Source organism: Sphingobacterium tenebrionis (genome assembly GCF_037126265.1).
Taxonomy (GTDB): domain Bacteria; phylum Bacteroidota; class Bacteroidia; order Sphingobacteriales; family Sphingobacteriaceae; genus Sphingobacterium; species Sphingobacterium tenebrionis.
Window position 1 is genome coordinate 40376 of record NZ_JAYLLN010000018.1, and the last position, 22180, is coordinate 62555.

The 22180-nt window shown below is 41.6% G+C and carries 18 protein-coding genes; 5 read left to right on the forward strand and 13 right to left on the reverse strand.

From position 1 onward, the window contains the following. Positions 1–25: 25 nt before the first annotated feature. The 3 genes from VJ786_RS08820 to VJ786_RS08830 all read left to right on the forward strand — a co-directional run bounded on the left by VJ786_RS08820 (position 26) and on the right by VJ786_RS08830 (position 4577). On the forward strand, positions 26–1450 hold the full coding sequence (locus tag VJ786_RS08820; RefSeq protein WP_134776730.1) for an ATP-dependent DNA helicase: 1425 nt from the start codon (positions 26–28) through the stop codon (positions 1448–1450). 82 nt (positions 1451–1532) lie between these two features. Further along, positions 1533–4022, forward strand: a complete 2490-nt coding sequence (locus VJ786_RS08825) for a S9 family peptidase (protein WP_134776731.1) — start codon at positions 1533–1535, stop codon at positions 4020–4022. A 3-nt stretch (positions 4023–4025) separates the two neighbouring features. Continuing rightward, the gene (locus VJ786_RS08830) at positions 4026–4577 is read left to right on the forward strand and encodes a hypothetical protein (protein ID WP_134776732.1); all 552 of its coding nucleotides are present in this window, start codon (positions 4026–4028) and stop codon (positions 4575–4577) included. Positions 4578–4592: 15 nt separating this feature from the next. Here the strand turns inward: VJ786_RS08830 and ruvB are convergent, their stop codons facing one another. The 12 genes from ruvB to VJ786_RS08890 form a co-directional block, all read right to left on the reverse strand. Then, positions 4593–5615, reverse strand: a complete 1023-nt coding sequence (ruvB, locus tag VJ786_RS08835) for a Holliday junction branch migration DNA helicase RuvB (protein WP_134776733.1) — start codon at positions 5613–5615, stop codon at positions 4593–4595. A 1-nt stretch (position 5616) separates the two neighbouring features. Further along, the gene (locus VJ786_RS08840; RefSeq protein ID WP_099367272.1) at positions 5617–6351 is read right to left on the reverse strand and encodes a polyprenol monophosphomannose synthase; all 735 of its coding nucleotides are present in this window, start codon (positions 6349–6351) and stop codon (positions 5617–5619) included. Positions 6352–6387: 36 nt separating this feature from the next. Continuing rightward, a complete protein-coding gene (locus VJ786_RS08845; protein WP_134776734.1) occupies positions 6388–7920 on the reverse strand; it encodes a peptide MFS transporter in 1533 nt (510 codons plus the stop codon). Between the two features lie 46 nt (positions 7921–7966). Next, a complete protein-coding gene (locus VJ786_RS08850) occupies positions 7967–9760 on the reverse strand; it encodes a peptide MFS transporter (RefSeq protein WP_134776735.1) in 1794 nt (597 codons plus the stop codon). 98 nt (positions 9761–9858) lie between these two features. Further along, entirely contained in the window at positions 9859–11436 is a 1578-nt protein-coding gene (locus VJ786_RS08855) for a peptide MFS transporter (protein WP_134776736.1), read from the reverse strand. Between the two features lie 650 nt (positions 11437–12086). Beyond that, positions 12087–12965, reverse strand: coding sequence for a sugar phosphate isomerase/epimerase family protein (locus VJ786_RS08860; protein ID WP_134776737.1), 879 nt, complete (start codon positions 12963–12965; stop codon positions 12087–12089). Positions 12966–12989: 24 nt separating this feature from the next. Next, complete coding sequence (locus VJ786_RS08865; protein WP_099367277.1) at positions 12990–13721, reverse strand: (Fe-S)-binding protein; 732 nt, start codon at positions 13719–13721, stop codon at positions 12990–12992. After that, positions 13722–15038: an MFS transporter gene (locus VJ786_RS08870; protein ID WP_134776739.1), complete on the reverse strand. Its 1317-nt coding sequence runs from the start codon at positions 15036–15038 to the stop codon at positions 13722–13724. A gap of 40 nt (positions 15039–15078) precedes the next feature. After that, a complete protein-coding gene (locus VJ786_RS08875; RefSeq protein WP_134776740.1) occupies positions 15079–16374 on the reverse strand; it encodes a D-alanyl-D-alanine carboxypeptidase in 1296 nt (431 codons plus the stop codon). A gap of 20 nt (positions 16375–16394) precedes the next feature. Continuing rightward, positions 16395–17120, reverse strand: coding sequence for a ThuA domain-containing protein (locus VJ786_RS08880; RefSeq protein ID WP_134776741.1), 726 nt, complete (start codon positions 17118–17120; stop codon positions 16395–16397). A 9-nt stretch (positions 17121–17129) separates the two neighbouring features. After that, a complete protein-coding gene (aroB, locus tag VJ786_RS08885; protein WP_099367285.1) occupies positions 17130–18194 on the reverse strand; it encodes a 3-dehydroquinate synthase in 1065 nt (354 codons plus the stop codon). A 69-nt stretch (positions 18195–18263) separates the two neighbouring features. Continuing rightward, entirely contained in the window at positions 18264–18470 is a 207-nt protein-coding gene (locus VJ786_RS08890; RefSeq protein WP_099367281.1) for an RNA-binding S4 domain-containing protein, read from the reverse strand. A gap of 93 nt (positions 18471–18563) precedes the next feature. Here VJ786_RS08890 and VJ786_RS08895 point away from each other — a divergent pair, with 93 nt between their 5' ends. After that, positions 18564–19757, forward strand: coding sequence for a proline dehydrogenase family protein (locus tag VJ786_RS08895; RefSeq protein ID WP_134776742.1), 1194 nt, complete (start codon positions 18564–18566; stop codon positions 19755–19757). A 110-nt stretch (positions 19758–19867) separates the two neighbouring features. Continuing rightward, positions 19868–20479: an HAD family hydrolase gene (locus VJ786_RS08900; protein WP_134778387.1), complete on the forward strand. Its 612-nt coding sequence runs from the start codon at positions 19868–19870 to the stop codon at positions 20477–20479. Positions 20480–20725: 246 nt separating this feature from the next. Here the strand turns inward: VJ786_RS08900 and VJ786_RS08905 are convergent, their stop codons facing one another. Then, on the reverse strand, positions 20726–22177 hold the full coding sequence (locus VJ786_RS08905) for a hypothetical protein (protein WP_134776743.1): 1452 nt from the start codon (positions 22175–22177) through the stop codon (positions 20726–20728). Positions 22178–22180 lie beyond the last annotated feature (3 nt).

A 22180-nucleotide genomic window follows, 5' to 3' on the forward strand; every position in this document is an offset into this window, starting at 1 on the left:
ACCAACCTTTTGAATAACTTTGGATGTGCAAGTGAAAAATCACCTCTTACAGCAATTCCATCATCAACCGACAAAACAACAGGAAGAAGTTTTCGGCTTGTTGGCTGATTTTTTGCATACCTTTTCCTCCGACGCCTGCTTTATTCTAAAAGGATATGCCGGTACGGGAAAAACATCCATCATCTCGGCATTGGTCAAAATATTGCCAAAAATACAGAAGCGATCGGTATTGCTGGCTCCTACAGGTCGGGCGGCAAAAGTAATGAGTGCTTATTCCGGCAGAACAGCCTTGACCATCCATAAAAAAATCTACCGCAAGAAAAACGCAGCAAGTATTGACCTTAATTTCGGCTTAGGTGATAATACACATGAAAACACATTATTCATTGTGGACGAAGCATCTATGATCAGCAATGAAGGAGCAAGTATGTTCTCTTCCGGACTGCTTCATGACCTCATACAATATGTGCAATCGGGGGAAAACTGCAGTTTGATGTTGGTTGGAGATACCGCTCAGCTCCCTCCCGTTGGATTGGAAGAAAGCCCTGCACTAAATCCCGAATACATGAATGGGGAATTTGGATTGGGTATTTTCACCTACGAACTAACTGATGTCGTTAGACAGGATAAAAATTCGGGAATCCTTTTCAATGCTACCCGGATCCGGAATGAAATCCGCTTGGACGAGGAGTTTGTGGAGTACAGTTACCCACAATTTGTGACCAAATCTTTTAAGGACATTTACAGGATGAATGGTGAAAGGCTGATCGAAGGCCTACATTATGCCTATGATAAATATGGCATTGAGCAATGCATGGTCATCTGCCGATCCAACAAATCCGCCAATCTATATAATCAACACATACGCAACCAGATCCTTTTTCGGGATGAGGAGATCACGGGTGGGGATCAGATCATGGTGGTTCGCAACAATTATTATTGGCTGCAGGAGAATGATGAAAAGAGCCAAGGATTCATCGCCAATGGCGATATGGCGATCATCAAAAAAGTAAGTAATGTACATGAAATGCATGGTTTTAGGTTTGCTGACCTCTACTTGGAGTTCATGGACAACAATGAAGGCGACGCCATCCGATGCAGGGTCCTGCTGGATAGTCTCTATGTGGATTCCCCTAATCTTCCCTACGATCAGCAGCAAAAACTTTACGAAAGCATCTCCAAAGATTACGAAGATATACCAGTCAAAAAATACCGGATGGAGGCGATCAAAAAAGACCCCTACTACAATGCCTTACAGATTAAATTTGCCTATGCCATTACCTGTCATAAAGCCCAAGGGGGGCAATGGCCTTTGGTATTCGTGGATCAAGGCTATATGACCGATGAAATGTTGACAACCGAGTTTATGCGCTGGCTGTACACGGCTTTGACCCGGGCAACGAAAGAATTGTTCCTCGTGAATTTCAACGAAAAATTCTACGAAGAATAGCAAAAATAATACAGAATATACTTCCTTATCCCCTTAGAAAGCAATATTTTCGCTGAAACCAAATAATTTCCATTAATATAAAATGAAAAAATCATTATTAGGCTTTTTGATGCTCTGTTCCGTATGGACTTTCGCTCAGGAAAAAAGCACCTTGGCCAAACCAAATTACCAATTGGCGGCAAAATACTCTCCTTCCCGATTGAGTACCATGATCTACTCCACAGAAGTAAATCCTAACTGGATTAATTTCGGTGAAAAATTCTGGTACGAATACCGTACTTCCGCTGGAAAAAAATGGTACTTGGTGGAACCTGCCTCCAGACGCAAACAGGAACTATTTGATGGATCTGAAATGGCTGCTAAGATCACTTCTATCGTTAGAAACCCTTTCGATGCACAACACTTAGATATTAGAAACCTGCGCTTTATGGAAAAGGACGAGAACCTGATCCGTTTTGAGGTACAGAGCACATTAGATACCGTAAAATCCAAAGAGGAAATCAAGAAACTGACCAATAAAAGCGATACCATAAAGAAAAAGCTTTTCCACTTTGAATATAACATCAACACCAAAAACCTGAAGGAAATCAGTGATACGACCAAAGAAAAAGGACGTGTTTTCTGGGCGAATTTCAATCCGGATACCACCAAGGTTTTCTATGCCAAGAACTTCAACCTATACTGGATGGATTATGCGAACTACCTAAAAGCCCAAAAGGATGAAAAAGATAGTACCATAGTAGAGCATCAGATCACCACGGATGGTGTACAATACTATGCTTGGGGTGGAGATGAATATTCCGTAACCAGCGGCGATAAGAAATCCGAAGACGAGGAAAAGAAAAAAAGAAAACCAGTTTGGATCAATTGGTCCCCTGATGGCCGTTATTTTACTTTAACCCGTAAGGATAATAGAGAATACAACGCATTGTGGGTGATCAATAATGTAGGTGGCAAACGCCCTACCCTGGAGACCTATAAATACCTGATGCCAGGAGAAACGGATTCTACCGAAGTAGAACTTTACCTTTTTGATGCAGCTAGCTTGAAACCTAGACAGATCAATGTGGCTAAATTCAAGAACCAGACGATCAGCACCTGGAGCAAGGACCGTTCGAAAGCAAACTATAAAGGAAAGCATTACATCAACTACTGGTTGGGAACGAATGAGGAATTCTACATTGCACGTTCTAGCCGCGACTTAAAACGTATTGATCTGGTGGCTGTCAACGTGAATGGTTCGACAAGAACCTTGGTGGAAGAACGCTCTAATGTGTATTTGGACATCAAAAAACCACAGTTCATCAATAATTACAGCCAGTTTATCCATTGGTCTCAACGCGATGGATGGGGTCACTTCTACCTATACGACAATCAGGGGAAATTGATCAATCAGATCACCAAAGGAGATTTCCATTGTGATGAATTGACCAGCTATAATGAAAATACAGGAACCCTATTCTTCAAAGCGAACGGTGTGGATAAGAAATTAGATCCTTATTATACCCATTACTATTCGGTGAACAAAAACGGGTCTGCATTCAAATTATTGACTCCTGGAGATTTTGACCATCAAGTATTAGCTTCCGAAAGCGGAAATTACTTTGTAGACAACTTTTCGAGAGTCAATACGGCTCCTGTTTCCAACCTATACAGTGCATCGGGTCAATTTATCATGAAATTAGAGGACGCTGACCTTTCCCAATTGATGGCATCGGGCTACAAATTCCCGGAACCCTTCAAGGTAAAGGCTGGGGATGGCATCACAGACCTATATGGGGTGATGTACAAGCCTTTTGATTTCGATTCGACCAAGACCTACCCGATCATTGAATATGTGTACCCAGGGCCTCAAACAGAGGCTGTGAACAAAAGCTTCGGCAGAAGTATGGACCGTGTAGACCGTTTGGCGCAGATGGGATTCATCGTGATCTCCGTTGGAAACCGTGGAGGACACCCTTCCCGCTCAAAATGGTACCACACCTATGGCTACGGAAACCTTCGTGATTATGGATTGGAGGATAAAAAAGTGGTGGCGGAGCAATTGGCCAATAAATATTCCTTCATCGATATAGACCGTGTTGGAATTACCGGTCACTCTGGTGGTGGATTTATGTCTACGGCAGCCATGTTGGTTTACCCGGATTTCTTCAAGGTAGCCGTTTCTGGAGCTGGAAACCATGAGAACAACATCTACAACCGTTGGTGGAGCGAAAGACACCATGGAATCACTGAAAAAGTGAACAGTAAAGGTGATACGTCTTTCAATTACCAGATCGATCGCAACTCGGATCTAGCGAAAAACCTAAAAGGTAAATTATTGATCGTTACGGGTGATATCGATAACAACGTGCATCCGGCAAACTCCATTCGCATGGTTGATGCCTTGATCAAAGCCAATAAGCGTTTCGATTTCTTATTGTTACCTGGACAGCGCCATGGTTTTGGGGATATGACGGAATACTTCTTCTGGAGGATGGCAGATTATTTCAGCCAACACCTATTGGGTGAGTCCAAAATGAATGAAGTGGATATGACCGAAATGAATCGAGATAAACCCATCAAAAGATAATTGATGTTTACCCAAAAACATCAACGGCAATCGGAGGCACTATTACAGTATGGTGCCTCTGATTTCTCTTTAGCCTTATTGAAAGAGATTCCCTTTCTGGATCTTGCCCAGCTCAGTGTAAATTTGGATCATCCTAAAGTAGCCTTTCGCGCGGCTTGGGCGTTGGAACATATCGTATTGAAGAACACTTACCTGATCGAGGAGCACCAGGGATTACTTATTCAAAATTATTGCTTTTCTAACAACTGGAGTGTGTTAAGGAGTTATTCCAAGATCATGATGTGGATGACCTCCAAGGCCAACCAATCCTTTGATTTAACGGAAGTAGAAGAGGAAAGTATCATTGAAAAGACCTTTCAGATCGTAGAAGATGCCTCCTGCCCTGTAGCTGTCCTGGTCAACGCCTTTGATATCCTATTCCAATGCATCCCCAATCATCCCTGGCTAGCGCAGGAACTTAAGCTGCAAATAGAACTACAATTGGAAAAAGAAGCATCAGCTGCCTTGAAAAGCCGAGGAAATAAGCTTTTGAAAGCATTGAGCAAAATAAAGTAGTAGTTTTCTAAGCGATTAAAAAAGAGTATTTCCTTTTGGGTAATTGGTTTTTCCCAAATGACGGAAAGCCAGTTCCGTACATTCCCTTCCCCGCGAAGTACGCATCAGGTATCCTTCCTGGATCAAGAAAGGTTCATAAACCTCCTCAATAGTACCTTCATCTTCCCCAACAGCAGTTGCAATGGTCTTCAAGCCTACCGGACCTCCTTTGAATTTATCAATGATGGTCATCAGGATCCGATTATCCATTTCATCCAAACCATGCTCATCCACATTTAGGGCATTCAAGGCAAACTGGGCAATGGCTTTATCAATGGAACCATTTCCTTTGATCTGGGCAAAATCCCGGGTTCTTCGCAGCAGTGCATTGGCAATACGAGGGGTACCCCTACTCCTACGTGCAATTTCATAAGCTCCTTCTTCGGAGATTGGAACTTTAAGGATGATGGCTGATCGCATCACGATATCCGTCAATAATTTGGAATCATAGTATTGTAAGCGGGAATTGATACCGAAACGCGCGCGTAATGGGGCGGTAAGCAATCCCGAACGGGTGGTTGCACCGACTAAAGTAAATGGATTCAAGGAAATCTGCACGGAACGCGCATTGGGCCCTGTTTCCAGCATGATATCGATTTTGAAGTCCTCCATGGCAGAATATAAATATTCTTCCACCAAGGGGCTTAAACGGTGTATCTCGTCGATGAATAGAATGTCTCCCTCATCCAAACCGGTTAATAGTCCGGCAAGATCCCCGGGTTTATCCAATACCGGACCGGAAGTTATCTTGATGCCCACCCCCATTTCATTGGCGATGATATGGGATAAGGTGGTTTTTCCAAGTCCTGGAGGGCCATGTAGCAATACATGGTCCAATGCCTCCCCACGAAGCTTGGCTGCCTTCACAAAGATCGACAGATTTTCCAATATCTTAGCCTGACCAGTGAAATCATCAAAGGTTTGGGGGCGCAGTACGCGCTCCAGATCTTTGTCGGTCGTTGATAGACGCTCCGGATTTGGGTCAAGATTCTCGTTCATGCTATTGTTTATAATCTTTAAAAAATGAATTGACCTTCATTTGAATCACGCCGAAGAATGCTTCTTTAAAGATCTTAGTACTCATTTTTGAGGTGCCTAAGGTACGGTCTGTAAAGATGATCGGAATTTCGACCACATTAAAACCATACTTGATCGCCGTAAATTTCATCTCGATCTGGAAGGCATAGCCTACAAATTTCACTTTGTCCAGCGGGATGGTCTCCAACACTTTCCTGCGGAAACAAACAAACCCTGCGGTCGCATCCTGGATGTTGATGCGGGTAATGAGACGCACATAGGCTGATGCAAAATAGGACATCAAGACCCTGTTCATGGGCCAGTTGACTACATTTACGCCTTTGATATAACGCGAACCTATCGCCATGTCGGCTCCCCCATGCATGCAGGCTTCCCGCAAGCGGATCAGATCATCAGGATTATGGCTGAAGTCGGCATCCATCTCAAAAATGAATTCATAGCTTCGCTGTAGAGACCATTTGAAACCATGTATATAGGCTGTACCTAATCCTAATTTACCTTTTCGCTCTTCCATGAAGAGCTTACCGGCAAATTCGGATTCTTGTAATTTCCTGACGATGTCGGCTGTTCCATCCGGCGAACCATCATCTACGATCAATACATGGAAGTCTACCTCTAGCGAGAATACTTTTCGAATAATACGTTCAATATTTTCCTTCTCGTTATAGGTAGGAATGATTACTATGCTATCTGACACAAGCTAATTTTTGATGGTGTAAAGTTAAGCAAAATATTAATTAACCCCGTGCATCAATTTCTTGATCATAGGCGACAATAAGATCAATATGACCCCTGCAATTAACGCATATAATCCCAATTGTTTATAGCCATCTGTATAAGTAATCAATTTATCCATTAAGGAATCTCCTTCTCTAGCTTCTGCCATGTTCGCTCCGATCAAACCGGCCACATACTGTCCATAGGCACTCGCCAAGAACCACATCCCCATCATGATTCCCTGTAATTTTGCAGGCGATAATTTCGTCATGATGGATAGTCCGATTGGCGATAGACATAATTCCCCTATGGTAATCACCAATAAGGCTAAAGTAAAGATATCCAAGGAAGTCATTCCTTCTACCGCAAAGAACCTGGTTGCATACAGCACATAAAAGCCTAAACCAAGGAATACAAATCCCAATCCGAATTTGATGATGGTATTGGGTTCAATCTTGCGGGCAGCCAAATAAAGCCATAGCATCCCAAATAAAGGTGCCAGGAAGATGATAAATAGTGCTCCTCCGGAGTTATTTACCCCATTTGGATCTAAGGTCACTGTTCCGCCAAGGATGGTATCGTTCAGATTATGAGCCGCAAAAATACTTAGGGAACCCCCACTCTGCTCATAGATTCCCCAGAAAATTACCGAGAATAGGATAAAGATCAAGGCAGCGATCAACTTGTGTCGCTCGATCTTATCCACTTTCGACATTTCGTAGAACAGGTAGATCAAAGTCAATGGACCAATGATGTACATGAAATAATCGGTGTATTCCGTTTTGGAGACCATGATCTGGATCAATGGCACAAAGATCAAGGTACTTGCATAGACCGCATATTCCACCCATTTTGGTAATGGTTTAGATTTCACGATGGCATCGGGATGTCCAGGTTGAAGACCGATCGGCCCCAATTGTTTTTTGGTGAAGTGGAAATTGATCAAACTGATCAACATCCCTACCGCTGCCAATCCGAAAGCTACATTCCAACGGTGGGCCACATCGATGACCGAACTAAGCATATAGCCTTTCCCGATTGCGACACAGATATAGCCGCCCAAGAAAGCGCCTAAATTGATTCCCGCATAGAATAAAGAAAAACCACCATCGCGCCTATTATCACCGTCTTTGTACAGTTCACCCACCATGGTAGAAATATTCGGTTTGAAGAAGCCGGTTCCGATGATGATGAAAGCCAATCCGAAAAAGAAGAACTGATGCGTATCGATCGATAAAAGAACGGATCCGATGATCATCAAGATCCCGCCAAACACCAGCGATTTACGGAATCCTAGGATCTTATCGGCAAACAAACCACCGATAAAGGTAAAAGCGTAGACGAAAGCCTGGGTAGCCCCATATTGTAGATTGGCCTCTTTTTCCGCAAAATTCAGTTGGGTGATCATAAAGAAAACCAACATACCGCGCATCCCATAAAAACAAAATCTTTCCCACATCTCGGAAAAGAATAAGCTCCAGATCTGTTTTGGATACTTGCCTTCGAAGTTCTGGATTTCCTCCAGTGTTTTTTGTCCTTCTGTATTCATTGTATGATATTAAAATGGGGCTTATTGCTAAGCCCCTTATTATTTTTTATTTCACTCCGTGCATCAGTTTTTTCAGGACTGGATTCAGTGAGATCACGATTAATCCGGCCACGATAGGCACGATGGTAAAGATCAAGAAAAATGTACTCAAAGAGTATTGTTTGGTAATCACCTCAATTTGTCCACCAAGGATGGCTGCCAATTTATTACCAATGGCAATGGCCAGGTACCACATACCGAACATAAATCCGATCATGCGCGCTGGTGCTAATTTGGACACATAGGATAATCCTACCGGCGATAAACAAAGCTCGCCCAGGGTATGGAACATATACGCCAATACCAACCAGATCATGGATACTTTAACACCTTCTTGGATTCCATTGGCACCGAATGCCAATAGACCAAAACCGATTGCCATGATGATCAATCCCAAACCATATTTCACCGCTGCCGGTGGATTGTATTTGGAATCCCACACTTTAGAAACAAAGTTGGCAAAAGTAATGATGAAGAAAGAGTTCAGAATAGAGAACCAAGAAACGGTAATTTCTGAAGCTTCCGCAGTATATTCACGGTACAACATCCAGATCGCAATACCCCAAACTCCTGCGAAACAGATAAACTGAACCACATTGGATAGCAGTGCTTTTCCGAAGGTTTGTTTCGTCAATTTAGCGACCACATAGGTGATCAGGATTAATGGAACAACGGTCAATAAAGTATTTACGGTATTGAAGATGGTCAATGAATTACCTGATAATGCCCTATCTACATTATCTCTGGCGAAAATCACCAAAGAAGAAGCACCTTGTTCAAAGGACATCCAGAAGAAGATGACGAAGAAAGCAAAGATGATTACAGCAATCAATCGATCACGAACTACTCGTGTATAGCGCGATAAACGGGAAATCACCACAAATAAGAATAACACCAACGCCGAGATGATGGCAACGTTCTGTCCGGCAAAATCACCGATCTGAAGGCTGGAGAACACATCGAATCCTGCGATTTTGGAAAGCGGGTCATTGATGGCATATCCTAAACCTAAAATGGTCATAACAACGATCAGAATGGTATCCAGTTTGGTGAATGGATTAGGTTTATCATCAGGATTGGTACTTTCAGCAGTTAATTTTTTAGCAGCTTCTTTTTGTTCTGCTGTAGGCGGATCTCCTACTTTACCAAAGATGGGTTTGGCGAACCAGAACTGTAAAGTTCCTAGGAACATAAAGATTCCTGCAAGACCAAAACCCCAGTGCCAACCTATTTTTTCTGCCAAATAACCACAAAGCATCATTCCGAAAAAGGCTCCTGAGTTTACCCCCATGTAAAAAATGGTATAGGCACCATCTTTTTTCTGCGGGAACTTCTTGTACATTTCCGAAAGAATGGAAGTCATGTTCGGTTTAAAGAAGCCTGTACCCAATACCAAGGCCCCAAGACCTAAATAAAGGAATAAAGGGGTATCAAAAGCCATGAACAAGTGTCCAAGGGTCATGATGGCGGCACCAATAACCACAGCCATCCGATAGCCTAAATATTTATCGGCCAAGATACCTCCAAAAATTGGAGAGATATACAATAACATGGCGTAGGTACCATAAAGTGCACCCGCTTGAACTGGATCCCAACCCCATCCTGAGAATGGACTTCCGGATATAATGGCACTTGTTAAGAAGTTGATCAATAAGACGCGCATTCCATAAAAGGAAAAACGCTCCCACATCTCCGTGAAGAATAGAACAAATAATCCTGATGGATGGCCTAAAACCAGGCTCCCATCAATGCCTTCTTTTTCTAACTCTTCCGAAAATGAAGCTTCTGAAATATTACTCATATTTGGTTATTATTTTTTTAAGACCCGTAAAATTAAAATAAAAAGCCGAATAGTAAAACTATTCGGCTTTGTATAATTGTTTATACAATTAAATCTATTTAATTGATGCCATGCATCATTTTCTTCAGTTTACCATTGAAAATCAATAATAATAAGGCTACTGCAACTGGAAGAGCCGCAATAATCAGGAAGAAGGTAGACATGGAATATTTTTCTACGATATGGTCGATGTACGATCCGGTTTTACCAGCGATAAAGTTGGCAATTGCCGAAGCGGTGAACCAAAGACCGAATAATAGACCTGCAAATTTCTTAGGAGAAAGCTTACTTACATAAGATAAACCTACTGGAGAAACACATAATTCACCGGTAGTATGGAAGAAATAGGCTAAGATCAACCAGATCATGCTCACAGAAGCTGTTTTTGCTCCTTGTGGGATGGACATCGATCCGTATGCCAAGGCCACGAAACCAACGGCTACCAAAATCAATCCGAAGGCAAATTTAACGGGTCCTGATGGATTCCAAACCTTTTCCCATAGTTTAGAGAAGGATGATGCCAACGTAATGATGAAGAAGGAATTCAGGATCTGGAACCAGGAAACAGTTACTTCTGTTTGCGCTAGGTTAAATTCTCTATATACTTTCCAGAAACCTAATGCCCAGATAATGGCAAAGGAAATTGCTGTAGCAATTACGGTCATCGGATACCGATCATAGATCTTTTGCGAAAGCTTGAACAATACCCAAGTAACGATCAGGATTGGGAAAATGGTTAATGCCGCATCTACCCATTTGAATATTTCGCCTGCATTACCATCCAATAAACGTTGGGTATAGTCTTTCGCGAAGATGGTCATGGAACCACCAGCTTGCTCAAAAGCAAAGAAAAAGAATACCGAAGCAAGCATTAAAACTGCAACAACCACCAAGCGGTCACGAACGATGTTCTTAGGCGTCTCTTCTTCCTCGATAGCTTCCAATTTCTCTTCTACATGTACTGTACCTGGTTTTTCGCCGATCTTACCGAAGATCTTCTGCGCAAAATAGAACTGAACCATACCAAAGAACATGAAAACACCCGCTAATCCAAAGCCATAGTGCCATCCTACTTTTTCTCCGATATAACCACATAATAACATCCCTAAGAAGGCTCCACAGTTGATTCCCATGTAGAAAATGGTATAACCAGCATCTTTTTTCATACTGGTATCTGGATATAATTGCCCTACCATGGAAGAGATATTTGGTTTGAACATACCATTACCTAGTATCATTAATACCAGACCCAGGTAAAAGAAATTGGCAGAGATATGTTCAAAGGCCATTGCGGCATGACCTAAGGTCATGATCAATGCACCTATAAGGATCGCTTTGCGATATCCTGTTAATTTATCGGCGATCATACCACCGACTAACGGTGTAAGATAAACAAGACCTGTGTACCATCCGTAAAGCTCCATGGCTTCTTGGTTAGTCCATCCCCATCCTTGTTTGGCGACTTCGGTAATTAAAAAGACAGTTAATAATGCCCGCATTCCGTAATAACTGAAACGCTCCCACATTTCGGTGAAGAAAAGGACAAATAAACTGGCTGGGTGTCCCATAACCATCTTATCGTCAACCCCTTGCTTGGAAAGGTGCTGGACCAATGCTACATCGTTCTCTTGATTCATTTGTTCAAACTAATTTGTGTAAATATTAGATTATTAAAAGATTATTATTTTTAAATACTTGATTATGTTTTTACTGTATTCTTGAATATGATTTTATGTTATTCTCGAATATGTTCATTGTATTCTTGAATCTGTTATTGATTAAATTCTTGAATATTAAAACAAAATAATTTGTTGGTAATAGCTTATTAAAAGAATATAATCGGAATATTATTTTATTCAATAAGCAAATAAACAAATTTTTATTCAAAATTTGAAGACTAGCTAAAAAAGAAAAGGTCCAATTTTAGCATTGGTAATCGCATTTTTACGTAGGACGCTGGAGGATTGGGAAAGTTTAAACGGGATGGTTGATTAGGTGGTAATTTGCTAAGGGAATGAGGGTTAAAATAGGAATTTGGAAATTCGTCATTGCGAGGATTTCCGTCATTGCGAGGAACGAAGCAATCTCTTTAACGTCATTGCGAATCTTTAATCGTCATTGCGAGGAACGAAGCAATCTTTCTTTTTAGCGATGCTATCTTTCTTCCTGTCATCCTGAGCGTAGTCGAAGGATCGTTACGGTTGTATACGAACAGATGGTTCGACTGCGCTCACCATGACATGGGTAAAGATTGCTTCGTCGTACCTCCTCGCAATGACGGGGGTTCCTATTTAAACCGCTCTAATAAAGCTTTAGTCTTCTTAATCCCTTCATCTTCCGAAATCTTATCTCCTTCAAACTCAATACCTACCCAGCCTTTAAATCCTGATTTCTTCACGATATCCATCATTCTTTTATAATCAATACCTGTATCATTACCCTGCTCATCAAAGAAATGCGATTTCGCACTCACTCCTTTTGCATACGGCATCAAATCCGCCACACCCTGATAACGATCATATTCATAGAAATTACCAAAATCAGGTAAACTTCCACAGTTCTTCTTACCAACGGTCTTCAACACATCCGATAACCAATCACCATGCGATGAAATCCCGCCATGGTTTTCCACAATAACCGAAATCTTACCTTTTTTACCATAATCCGCCAAAGAAGACAAACTTTTCACCACCTGCGCTTTCACCTCTTCTTTTGTACCCTGACCCGCCGCATTAACACGAACTGCATGGCATCCCAAGAAATGCGCAGCATCGATCCACTTATGGTGATTCTCAACAGCCGCTAAACGCTTCGTTTCATCACGGTCTCCCAAGTTTCCTTCGCCATCGATCATAATCAACACATTCTTCACACCATTATCTTTTGCACGGTTATTCAAATCCTTTAAGTAAGTCATATCCTTTGCTTTATCCTTAAAGAACTGATTTACATATTCAACTCCGTAGATACCAAAATTCTTCGCTGTATACTCTGGAAAATCAATATTTTTCAAATCACCTTTATTGATCTTACGGTGAAGTGACCACTCTGCTAATGAAATGTTGAACCAATCTTTTTTGGCTGCAAATAAATCCAAACTTGGCGCCATGGTAATACCTGCTGCTGCCAGTCCTAGATTTCTTAAAAACTCTCTTCTTGAATTCATAGTCATAATATAATAATGTTTCTTTTAAATATTTGCCCAGCCTGATGTGAGCACATCCACCAAATGCATGGTCTTTATGGGCAAATTATGTTTTTCGATATAGGCTTGAAGTTGTAATAAACAAGATGAATCTGTAGATATGATATACTCGGCTTTTACGGCCATCGCATTCTGCACCTTCTGCTCTGCCATCGCGGAAGAAATACCATCAAACTTCACTGCAAAAGTACCTCCAAATCCGCAACATGTTTCCTGATCGCGCATTTCCACGATCTCCAACCCGCCAACATGGCTTAATAAGCGACGAGGTTCCTCCTTGATCTTGCACTCCCGCAAGGCCGAACAAGAATCATGGTAAACGGCTGTCCCAATCAGTTCAGCACCGAAATACTCCTTCTTCAACACATTGACCAAGAAATCCGATATCTCAAAGATATTACGTTGGATGGACCGGCAACGGTTATGTTCCATGGAATTGGTGAATAGGTCATCATATCCTCCCCTTACCATTCCCGTACAGGAGGCAGATGGGGATACAATGGGATATTCGTCCTGGAAATCCTTCAGAAACTTCTGACCGATAATCTTCGCATCGTCCCAAAAACCTGCATTATAAGCAGGTTGACCACAACAGGTCTGTTCAGCGTTGTACATCACCTCGCAGCCTGCTTTTTCCAATAATTTAACGGTATTAAATGCTGTTTCTGGGTATAGTTGATCGATGAAACAGGGTATAAACAATTCTACCTTATTCATTTATTTTTTTATAATCTGTAATTTATTAAATTTTAGAACAGGAAACAACAAGAAAAACCCGATTAAGAAGAAAACCCCTAATGAAAGGGCAGAATAACGGATATTATTGGTGATCTGTTCAATTATGCCAAAGCTCAATAGACCGATGACGATAGCAAATTTCTCCGCCACATCATAAAAACTGAAGAAGGAAGTGGTATCCTCGATATCTGTTGGGATAAGCTTCGAATATGTGGACCTGGAGAGCGACTGTATCCCACCCATCAGCAATCCGACCATAAAGGCCATCATATAGAAATGGTATTCATTGGCCATGAAATAGGAAGCACCACAGATCAGGATCCATAAGAATACGACCACCATCAGTACCTTGATGTTTCCAAATTTCTTTGCAAAAACCGACATGATATAGGCGCCACCAATGGCAACGATCTGGATCAAAAGAATCGAAGCGATCAATTTATCAGCTCCCAGGTTCAGTTCCTTTTGGCCAAAGGCTGCCGCCACAATAACCAAGGTCTGAATACCCATGGCATAGAAAAAATAAGCCGGCAAAAACTTCTTGATGGCAGGGATTTGTTTGATCTGCGCTAATACACCTGTAAATTCTGTCTTGACCTTTTGGAAAAACGGCATTCTCTCCTTTCCGACCGAAGGCCGATTTCTTGGCAAGAACCGAAATGGAATCTGCGAGAAAAGTACCCACCACAATCCAACCAACAGGAAGGATAATCGTGCAGGAAGCGATGGATCGGTAATTCCGAACCATTCAGGTTTAAAAATAAAGACAAAACAGATGATCTGCAGGGTTACACAGCCCACATAGCCATAAGCAAAACCTTGTGCGCTGACCCTATCTTGTTGATCTGGCGTGGCAATGATCGGTAAATAGGAGTTATTGAAAGCTACTCCGCCAATATAGCCCATTGCGGCCAAGGAAAAGCAGATGATCCCCCATTCCAGGGTATCGATCTTGAAAAAGAATAGCCCCATACAGGCAAATGCGCCCAGATAGGTAAACAGCTTCATGAAGAACTTACGTTTTCCGGCAGCATCCGAATAAGCTGAAATAAAAGGTAAACTCAAGGCCATGATCAGATAGGAAACCGATAAGGCAAAATTGGATAAAGCGGTATTCACGAATTCAAAGCCAAAAAAAGAAACGGTTGTACTACCCGTTTCTGCATTTTTAGTTATCGTGGTGTAATAGACTGGAAAGATGGTGGAATTGATCACCAAATTATATGCTGAGTTTGCCCAATCAAACATGGACCAGGAGCGGATCAGCCTTTTGTCGTTCTTTTTAAAGATCTTCATATTTTTTCCATCGCTAATATACCAAATAGATTTTTAGGGATTAATAATTTTCATAGATATAGCTGATCACACGTACCATCTCCTTACGAACCGGAGAAGCCGAACCCATATAATTATTGTTCAGGAAAGAATAGGCCAAACGCTTACCCTTCTTGGTTTTAATAAATCCACTCTGGCAATGTACGCTGTTGATGGTTCCTGTTTTTGCCCAAACGAAAGGCACACCTCCCGGAGTCGGATACACGCCTTTTAAAGTCCCTTCCACACCACCGGCCGGAAACAGGAACAATTTGGCAGCATCGTCCTTTACCGCATCGGTTACCAATAAAAGTAACTCCACCATACTTCTCGGTGTTACTTTATTATAGGTAGAAAGCCCGCTCCCATCCCTTAGTTCAATCTGATCCTGAAATAAGGAGTAATAGGTAGTCTGCATATATTTCCGGAGTTCCTCCGTTTGGAATTTGCGATATTTTACAAAAGAAGCCACCATGTTCAATTGTTCCGCCAGGAAATTGTCACTTGGCAGCATCATTTCTCGCAACACCTCTCTTGTTCCGATGGAATAAACGATTTTGGCATCACTAGGCATCGCCAGATTGACATAACCTACCTCTCTTTTCAGCGTATCCTGCAAAAGGTTTAGGAAAAGGGAATCGCTGGTCTTAAATGGTTTTTCGTTTACATATTTAGCAGGCAACGGAAAATTGTTGACCTCGAATTTATTGTTTTCCAATGGGCGATGTATCCTATACCTTGTCACAGTATCCGACAGATGCTGGACATGCTGTTCAAAATAGCTCGGAAACAATCTCAATTGCTTGCCCACCTCCCGAAACTGCACCACATTTCCATAGATCGGAAACACCGTAAGTTCTGGTTGATAATAAAACTCGTAATCTTCTATGCTCCAACCATTTCTATAAGTAGGCTCTTGTACTGGAGATTGACTATAAAACAATTTCTTAGCACTGTTTTTCAGGAATTCGAGAACCTTGCCCCGATCCAATTTACTATGCAGGAAAGTAGGATCTCCCGTACCCCAGAAAACCAAGGAATCTCCACGCTCCACATAGGCTAAACCAGGAATGGAATCCCCGATCAGTTTCAGCGACGTGAACAAGGTAAATACTTTGGTATTGCTGGCAGGTGTAAAATGACGATCCTCCTGATGGCCAAACACAAACTTATGCTCATCCAGATCATACAGGGATACCCCATAATAATGTTTGTTGAGGACTGGCGATAATTGCAATTGGGTGCTAATCGGGGAATAATCTTGGGCTTTGAGGCCAAAACTGATCAGTAGACCAAAAAGGAACAGCAGCTTTCTCATAATCGATTCTTTAGGGTTTTCTATTTACCCATCACATATTTCAACCCACCAATGAGTTGCTTTTGGAAATTCAGGTCGTCAAAAGATTCCTCGGTATGCCCCAATCCGGTATAAAACATACGATAGCCTTTGAATTCCTGAAACCAGGCAATGGGATGGAATTTTCCCATTTTGCCACCTTTATAGGAGGTTTCATCGAGCATCATCAAAATATTGATACCAGGCTTCACATCCTTAAAATCGTACCATTCATCTTTATGCATCCAGATCTTCTGTAAATGTCTGGTGGCTAAATGTTTTCTATTGACCACATCAATCTTTGCTTCCTGAACTGCAGGATGACTGGCAAAGTAGGCCCCTACCAGGTTCGCATACCATGGCCATTCGTATTCCGTATCGGCAGCCGCATGAATTCCCATGAACCCTCTGCCAGATTCAATAAACTTTTGAAAAGCTATTTTTTGTTCAGCATTCAGGATCGTACCGGTCGTGCTGAAAAAAATCACGGCCTGAAAGGATTGCAGGGAGTCTGCTAAGAAAACATTCGCATCCTCGGTATGGGATACTGCAATACCTTCCTTCGAAAATATGTTTTTTAATACGGTTACTCCCTTTTCAATATTGGCATGCCTAAAACCGGTAGTTTTTGTAAACACCAGCACCTTCTTTGGTGAAGCATCTGCCCAAGCTTGACTACATGACAACAGCATTGCCATGAATAAAAGTAGAATAACCGAATTTTTCATGTTGTTGGTTTATTTGATTACCTGATTGTAATAATCCAAACTTTCCACGATCATATCCTCTTCTGCATATTTGTTGAAATCACAATCGCCAATGCTTCTTAAAAGGGCAAATCCCAATTGATTGCTCTCATTCTTTTTATCGTTGCGCATCAGTTCGATCAAAGTCGGATAGATCGCTTGATCGATCGGATAAGCCGGATAGATTCCTTTAATATAATTTACAATGGTTTCCAACTCGGATTCAGGTAGGTTGTTTTCTCGGTAAGAAATAAATGCTTCACAGATCATTCCTATCGCGATGGCTTCCCCATGCAATAAAGGCTCTTGATCATGGTATAGGCTATAGCCTTCGATGGCATGCCCAATCGTATGACCAAAATTCAGGATTTTACGCAATCCTTTTTCGGTAGGATCTTCCAAAACCACTTCATTCTTGATCATAACCGAATCATAAACCATCTCTTCCGGTAAAACAGGCAATTTAACGTTCATACAACGTTCAAAAAGCTGTTTATCTTTGATAAGGCCATGTTTAATCACTTCCGCAAATCCAGAACGGATCTGTCTATCATCCAACGTTTCCAAAAACTTATTGGAAATAAAGACCGCTTTGGGCTGCGTAAATGTTCCGATGATGTTTTTAATATTATCCAGGTCGATTCCGGTCTTGCCGCCTACCGATGCATCCACTTGGGATAATAAAGTGGTAGGTACATGGATAAAATCGATCCCTCTCTTATAGGTTGAAGCTGCAAAACCGCCCATATCCGTCACCACTCCTCCACCAAGGTTCAACATCAAGGATTTCCGATCCGCGCCGAAATCCAGCATGGTCTTCCAAACCCCAATACAGAAATCGATGTTCTTATTTTCTTCGCCAGGATCTACTTCGATAATATCATAATCTACGATATCAGGAATAAAGGCCTGAAGTTGTGGTAAACAATGATCGTTGGTATTTCTATCGACTAGTATTAATAGTTGTGAATAGTCATGATCAATAAGAAAGGATTGCAATTCATCCAGTTCATTATCGAATACGACTTCGTATCCTAAGCTGTTGATCTTTTTCATAATATAATTCAGGTTAAAGATAGACAATTTCTGAATCTACAAGAACAACAAATTTGTAATAACTCTGTTTTAAATTATCTTTACCTTGTTCCCATCAAATTCCACCAAATCTCCTACCCTAACCTTCAATCTTTTACGGTAATCCACTTCCCCATTATACTTCACCAATCCTTCTTCTACGACCCATTGAGCCATCGCGCCGTGTTCTACCCAGTTCATCACTTTCAATAATTGGATGAGCTGAATGTATTCCCCATTTAATGTAAACGTTTGCATAAACAAAAATAAATTTAATATGAACTATTACAATTGAATGTTTGAATTTATTTACAATTAATACCTAATTTTGTGAATCAAAAAAAATAGAATATGGATACAATTTCCCCCATAAAGCTAGACTTTAATAATACGGAAATCGCCTTCAGAGGCAAAAGTGATAAAGATCTGAATAAAGCATACTGGTTATTTAAAATGGTAGCAAGTAATGCACTGATCAAAATAGGTACTCCCATTACAAATTTCTCCTTAAATATAGGCTTACCCATCCAGGGAATCATCAAGAATACCATCTACAGACAGTTCTGTGGTGGCGAAAGTATTGCCGACTGTAACCGTGCGATCCAGGAATTGGGTCAGGGTAATGTAACGACCATCTTGGATTATTCGGTAGAGGGTGAAGATTCGGAAGAAAGCTTTGAGGAATGTTGCGCTGAGATCCTACGTACAGTAGAAACTGCTAAACAAAATCCGTTGATCTCTTTTTGTGTATTCAAGCCTACAGGATTAGGAAGATTTGATCTATTGGCGAAAATCGATGCAAAAGAAACCTTGACGGAAGCGGAAAAAGCGGAATACCAACGTTTATGGGATAGATGTGATCGTATCTGCCGTGCTTGTCACGAAGCAGGAATTCGTGTATTGGTGGATGCTGAACATTCTTGGATCCAAGATACCATTGATGATATCGCTCGTGAAATGATGGAAAAATACAACCGTGAAAAACCGATTGTATACAATACTTATCAATTATACCGTGCTGATAAATTGGCTTCATTAAAAGCTGATTTTGCGTATGCTAAAACTGCTGGCTTCCATCTAGGGGCGAAAATTGTTCGCGGTGCTTACATGGAGATCGAAAGGGAAAGAGCAAAGGAAAATGGATACCCTTCCCCTATCCAACCTAATAAACAGGCTTCGGATACGGATTATAACCAAGCGATCCATTTCTGTTTGGACCATATCGACCAGATCGGTTTGATGGCCGGAACGCATAACGAACAGAGTTGCCGCATCCTGGCGGAGGAAATGGAAAACCGTAACATCCCACATAACTTGCCAAATGTTTTCTTTGCGCAGTTATTAGGCATGTCTGATAACCTTTCTTTCAACCTTGCAGCAGCTGGTTATAACGTGGCTAAATACATGCCATATGGCCCAGTGAAAGCGGTTATGCCTTATTTGTTCCGTCGTGCGCAGGAGAATACTTCCGTAGGTGGACAAACTGGCCGCGAGCTTTCTTTGATCATTAAAGAATTGAAAAGAAGAAAATCCGTAAGGAAATAAGTTTTGAGATTTTAGCATTCCATTTAAGGAAACAAGAAACTTCAAAATAACTTAATAAAGATAAAACCATGGAATTCTCCTCATCGAGGAGAATTTCGTATTTTTGCGGCATGACAGATGCAGCCTACCAAAAGTATTTAAAGTTAAATTCCCTTGCCTCTTCCTATAAAGCGTTATTGTTCGATGTAGACGGCACCCTTGCCGATAATATTGATGCACATAAAGCTGCTTATGTTGCCGTATCTGCGGAACATGGCGTTGATTTGGATCCTGATCTTATTGATGAGACTGCAGGTTGGCCAACCATCGCTGTCGCAAAGGAAATTTCCATTCGCTATAACGTGGAACTGGATATCGAATCCTTCTCCAAAAGAAAGTCTGCAATTTTTATCGAGCGCTTTATCCAAGCCACCCAACCTGTAGATTATGTAAGGCAGGTATTGTTCGACAATGTGGATACCCATAAAATTGGAATAGTATCCGGCGGAACCAGATCAACGTTGGCGATTACCCTTTCGGTGATCGATGTGGCCGGGAAATATGAGTCTTTAGTCTGTGCGGGTGATACCCCAAAAGGAAAACCCTCCCCACAACCTTTTTTATTGGCTGCAGAGCAGTTAGAGGTCGATCCTGCTGATTGCTTGGTATTCGAAGATGGAGATCCGGGTGTTCAAGGCGCTATCGCCGCTGGTATGGGCTGGGTGCGGGTGGACCAGCTTTAGATGATAGATATTAGACATTAGATGATAGACCTTTTGCGTCATTGCGAGGAGGCACGACGAAGCAATCTTTCTTTTTGTGTCATCCTGAGCAGCGTCGAAGGATCTGTACGGGTACCACATGTAGATGCTTCGACTTCGCTCAGCATGACATGCGTAAAGATTGCTTCGTTCCTCGCAATGACGATAAACTCCTCGCAATGACGGCAAAGTCTATAATCTATCATCTCTCATCTATAATCTAAACCCCTAGAAATTCGTTATAATCCTCAAACCGCCATTCGTATAATTCATATCTGCGGATTTAAAATTCCCAACGGGTAATTTCATATAAGGTTCTACAGAAATAGAAAAACCTCTGTTCATTTTCATTTCCTTACCAATAGATAGGTTTACAAATCCACCAAATCCATTGGCCTTAACATTCTGATCTTCCGTTTTTATAGCTTTGGATACCTGTTTGAATCCAGCTTCCAAATCCTTTTGGTTTTTAGGAAGACCATCCGGAAAAACCTCGGCCCCACTGTTTTCGATGTAATGTGTAAAGCGTTCCTGTTCGGTTACTTTAGCATAGGTCAATCCTGAAGATGCATAGAAACCACTTTTCGATTTATATTTCACATCCAATGGAACTTCCAACGCCTGTACAGATCCTGAAACCGCATTTACATTCGGCAGAATCACAGCATTGCTCATTGTATAAGCAGTCAAGCTATTGGTATTATTCTTTTCGAGCATTTCGCGACTTGCAGAAACTGCGACATCCTGATTGGCAACCGGATTACGCATGGCTCCTACCTCATAGCGGTTATAAGCAAGTCCGGTACGTACAGACAGGTTTTTGGTTACATTGTACGCAACTAGCACTCCTCCACCAAAATTGAACTTTTCACTGGTGGAATTTGGCGACACGAACAATCCAAGGTCAAAACGCTCATTAAAATTGAACTTCTTGGATTTTAAATCCGGCTCACGACCAGCATTCGCCTTATTAGCCATATCTTGATTCGCCAAGATCACGGCAGATCCTAAATCTGATGTAGTTTTTATCTGAGGCTCATCAGGAGCTAATTGTAAGTTCTTTGTTCTTAGGTCCAATGATGATCCTGACAATTGCTGTGGAGCGTGGATATTTTTGGGGGCATAACGAATCCCATTATTCCAATCACTATAAGCAAGCATATTGTTCGATCTATCAGTTTCCTGCATATTCAAGAAATTTCCTTTATAAGAAGCAACAACTTCACTTCTGCCGGAAATTCGGTGATCAGCTCCTCCTGTGGAGATTCCTCCAACCGTTGAACCTATTCCATCGGTTGAAATTCCACCAGTGGTTGTACCTATTCCATCGGTTGCAACCCTTCCATCAGTAGGCAACGAACCATCTTGTTGAAACTGTTCTGCCAACTGAGATCCTTCTTCACTTTGAGACTGTCCATTAGCCCCTTGATGTTGGGCAATAGTCATATCCTCCAAGTTTTTCGGATCCTGGGAAACAAATTGTTTAACCGCAAATGCGCCTACCAAAAGAATGGCGGCAGCACTGGCGGCCCAGTAATAGCTTCTGTTTTTGCGAACCGGCATCGAACCATGTTGTTGCTGAAATCGTTCCCAAGCTCCATCTTTATAAGGAAGCTCGTCGGAAGCTTTCAGCTTATCAACGATATGGTCAATGAGGTCTTTTTTGTTATGCTCTTCCATCTT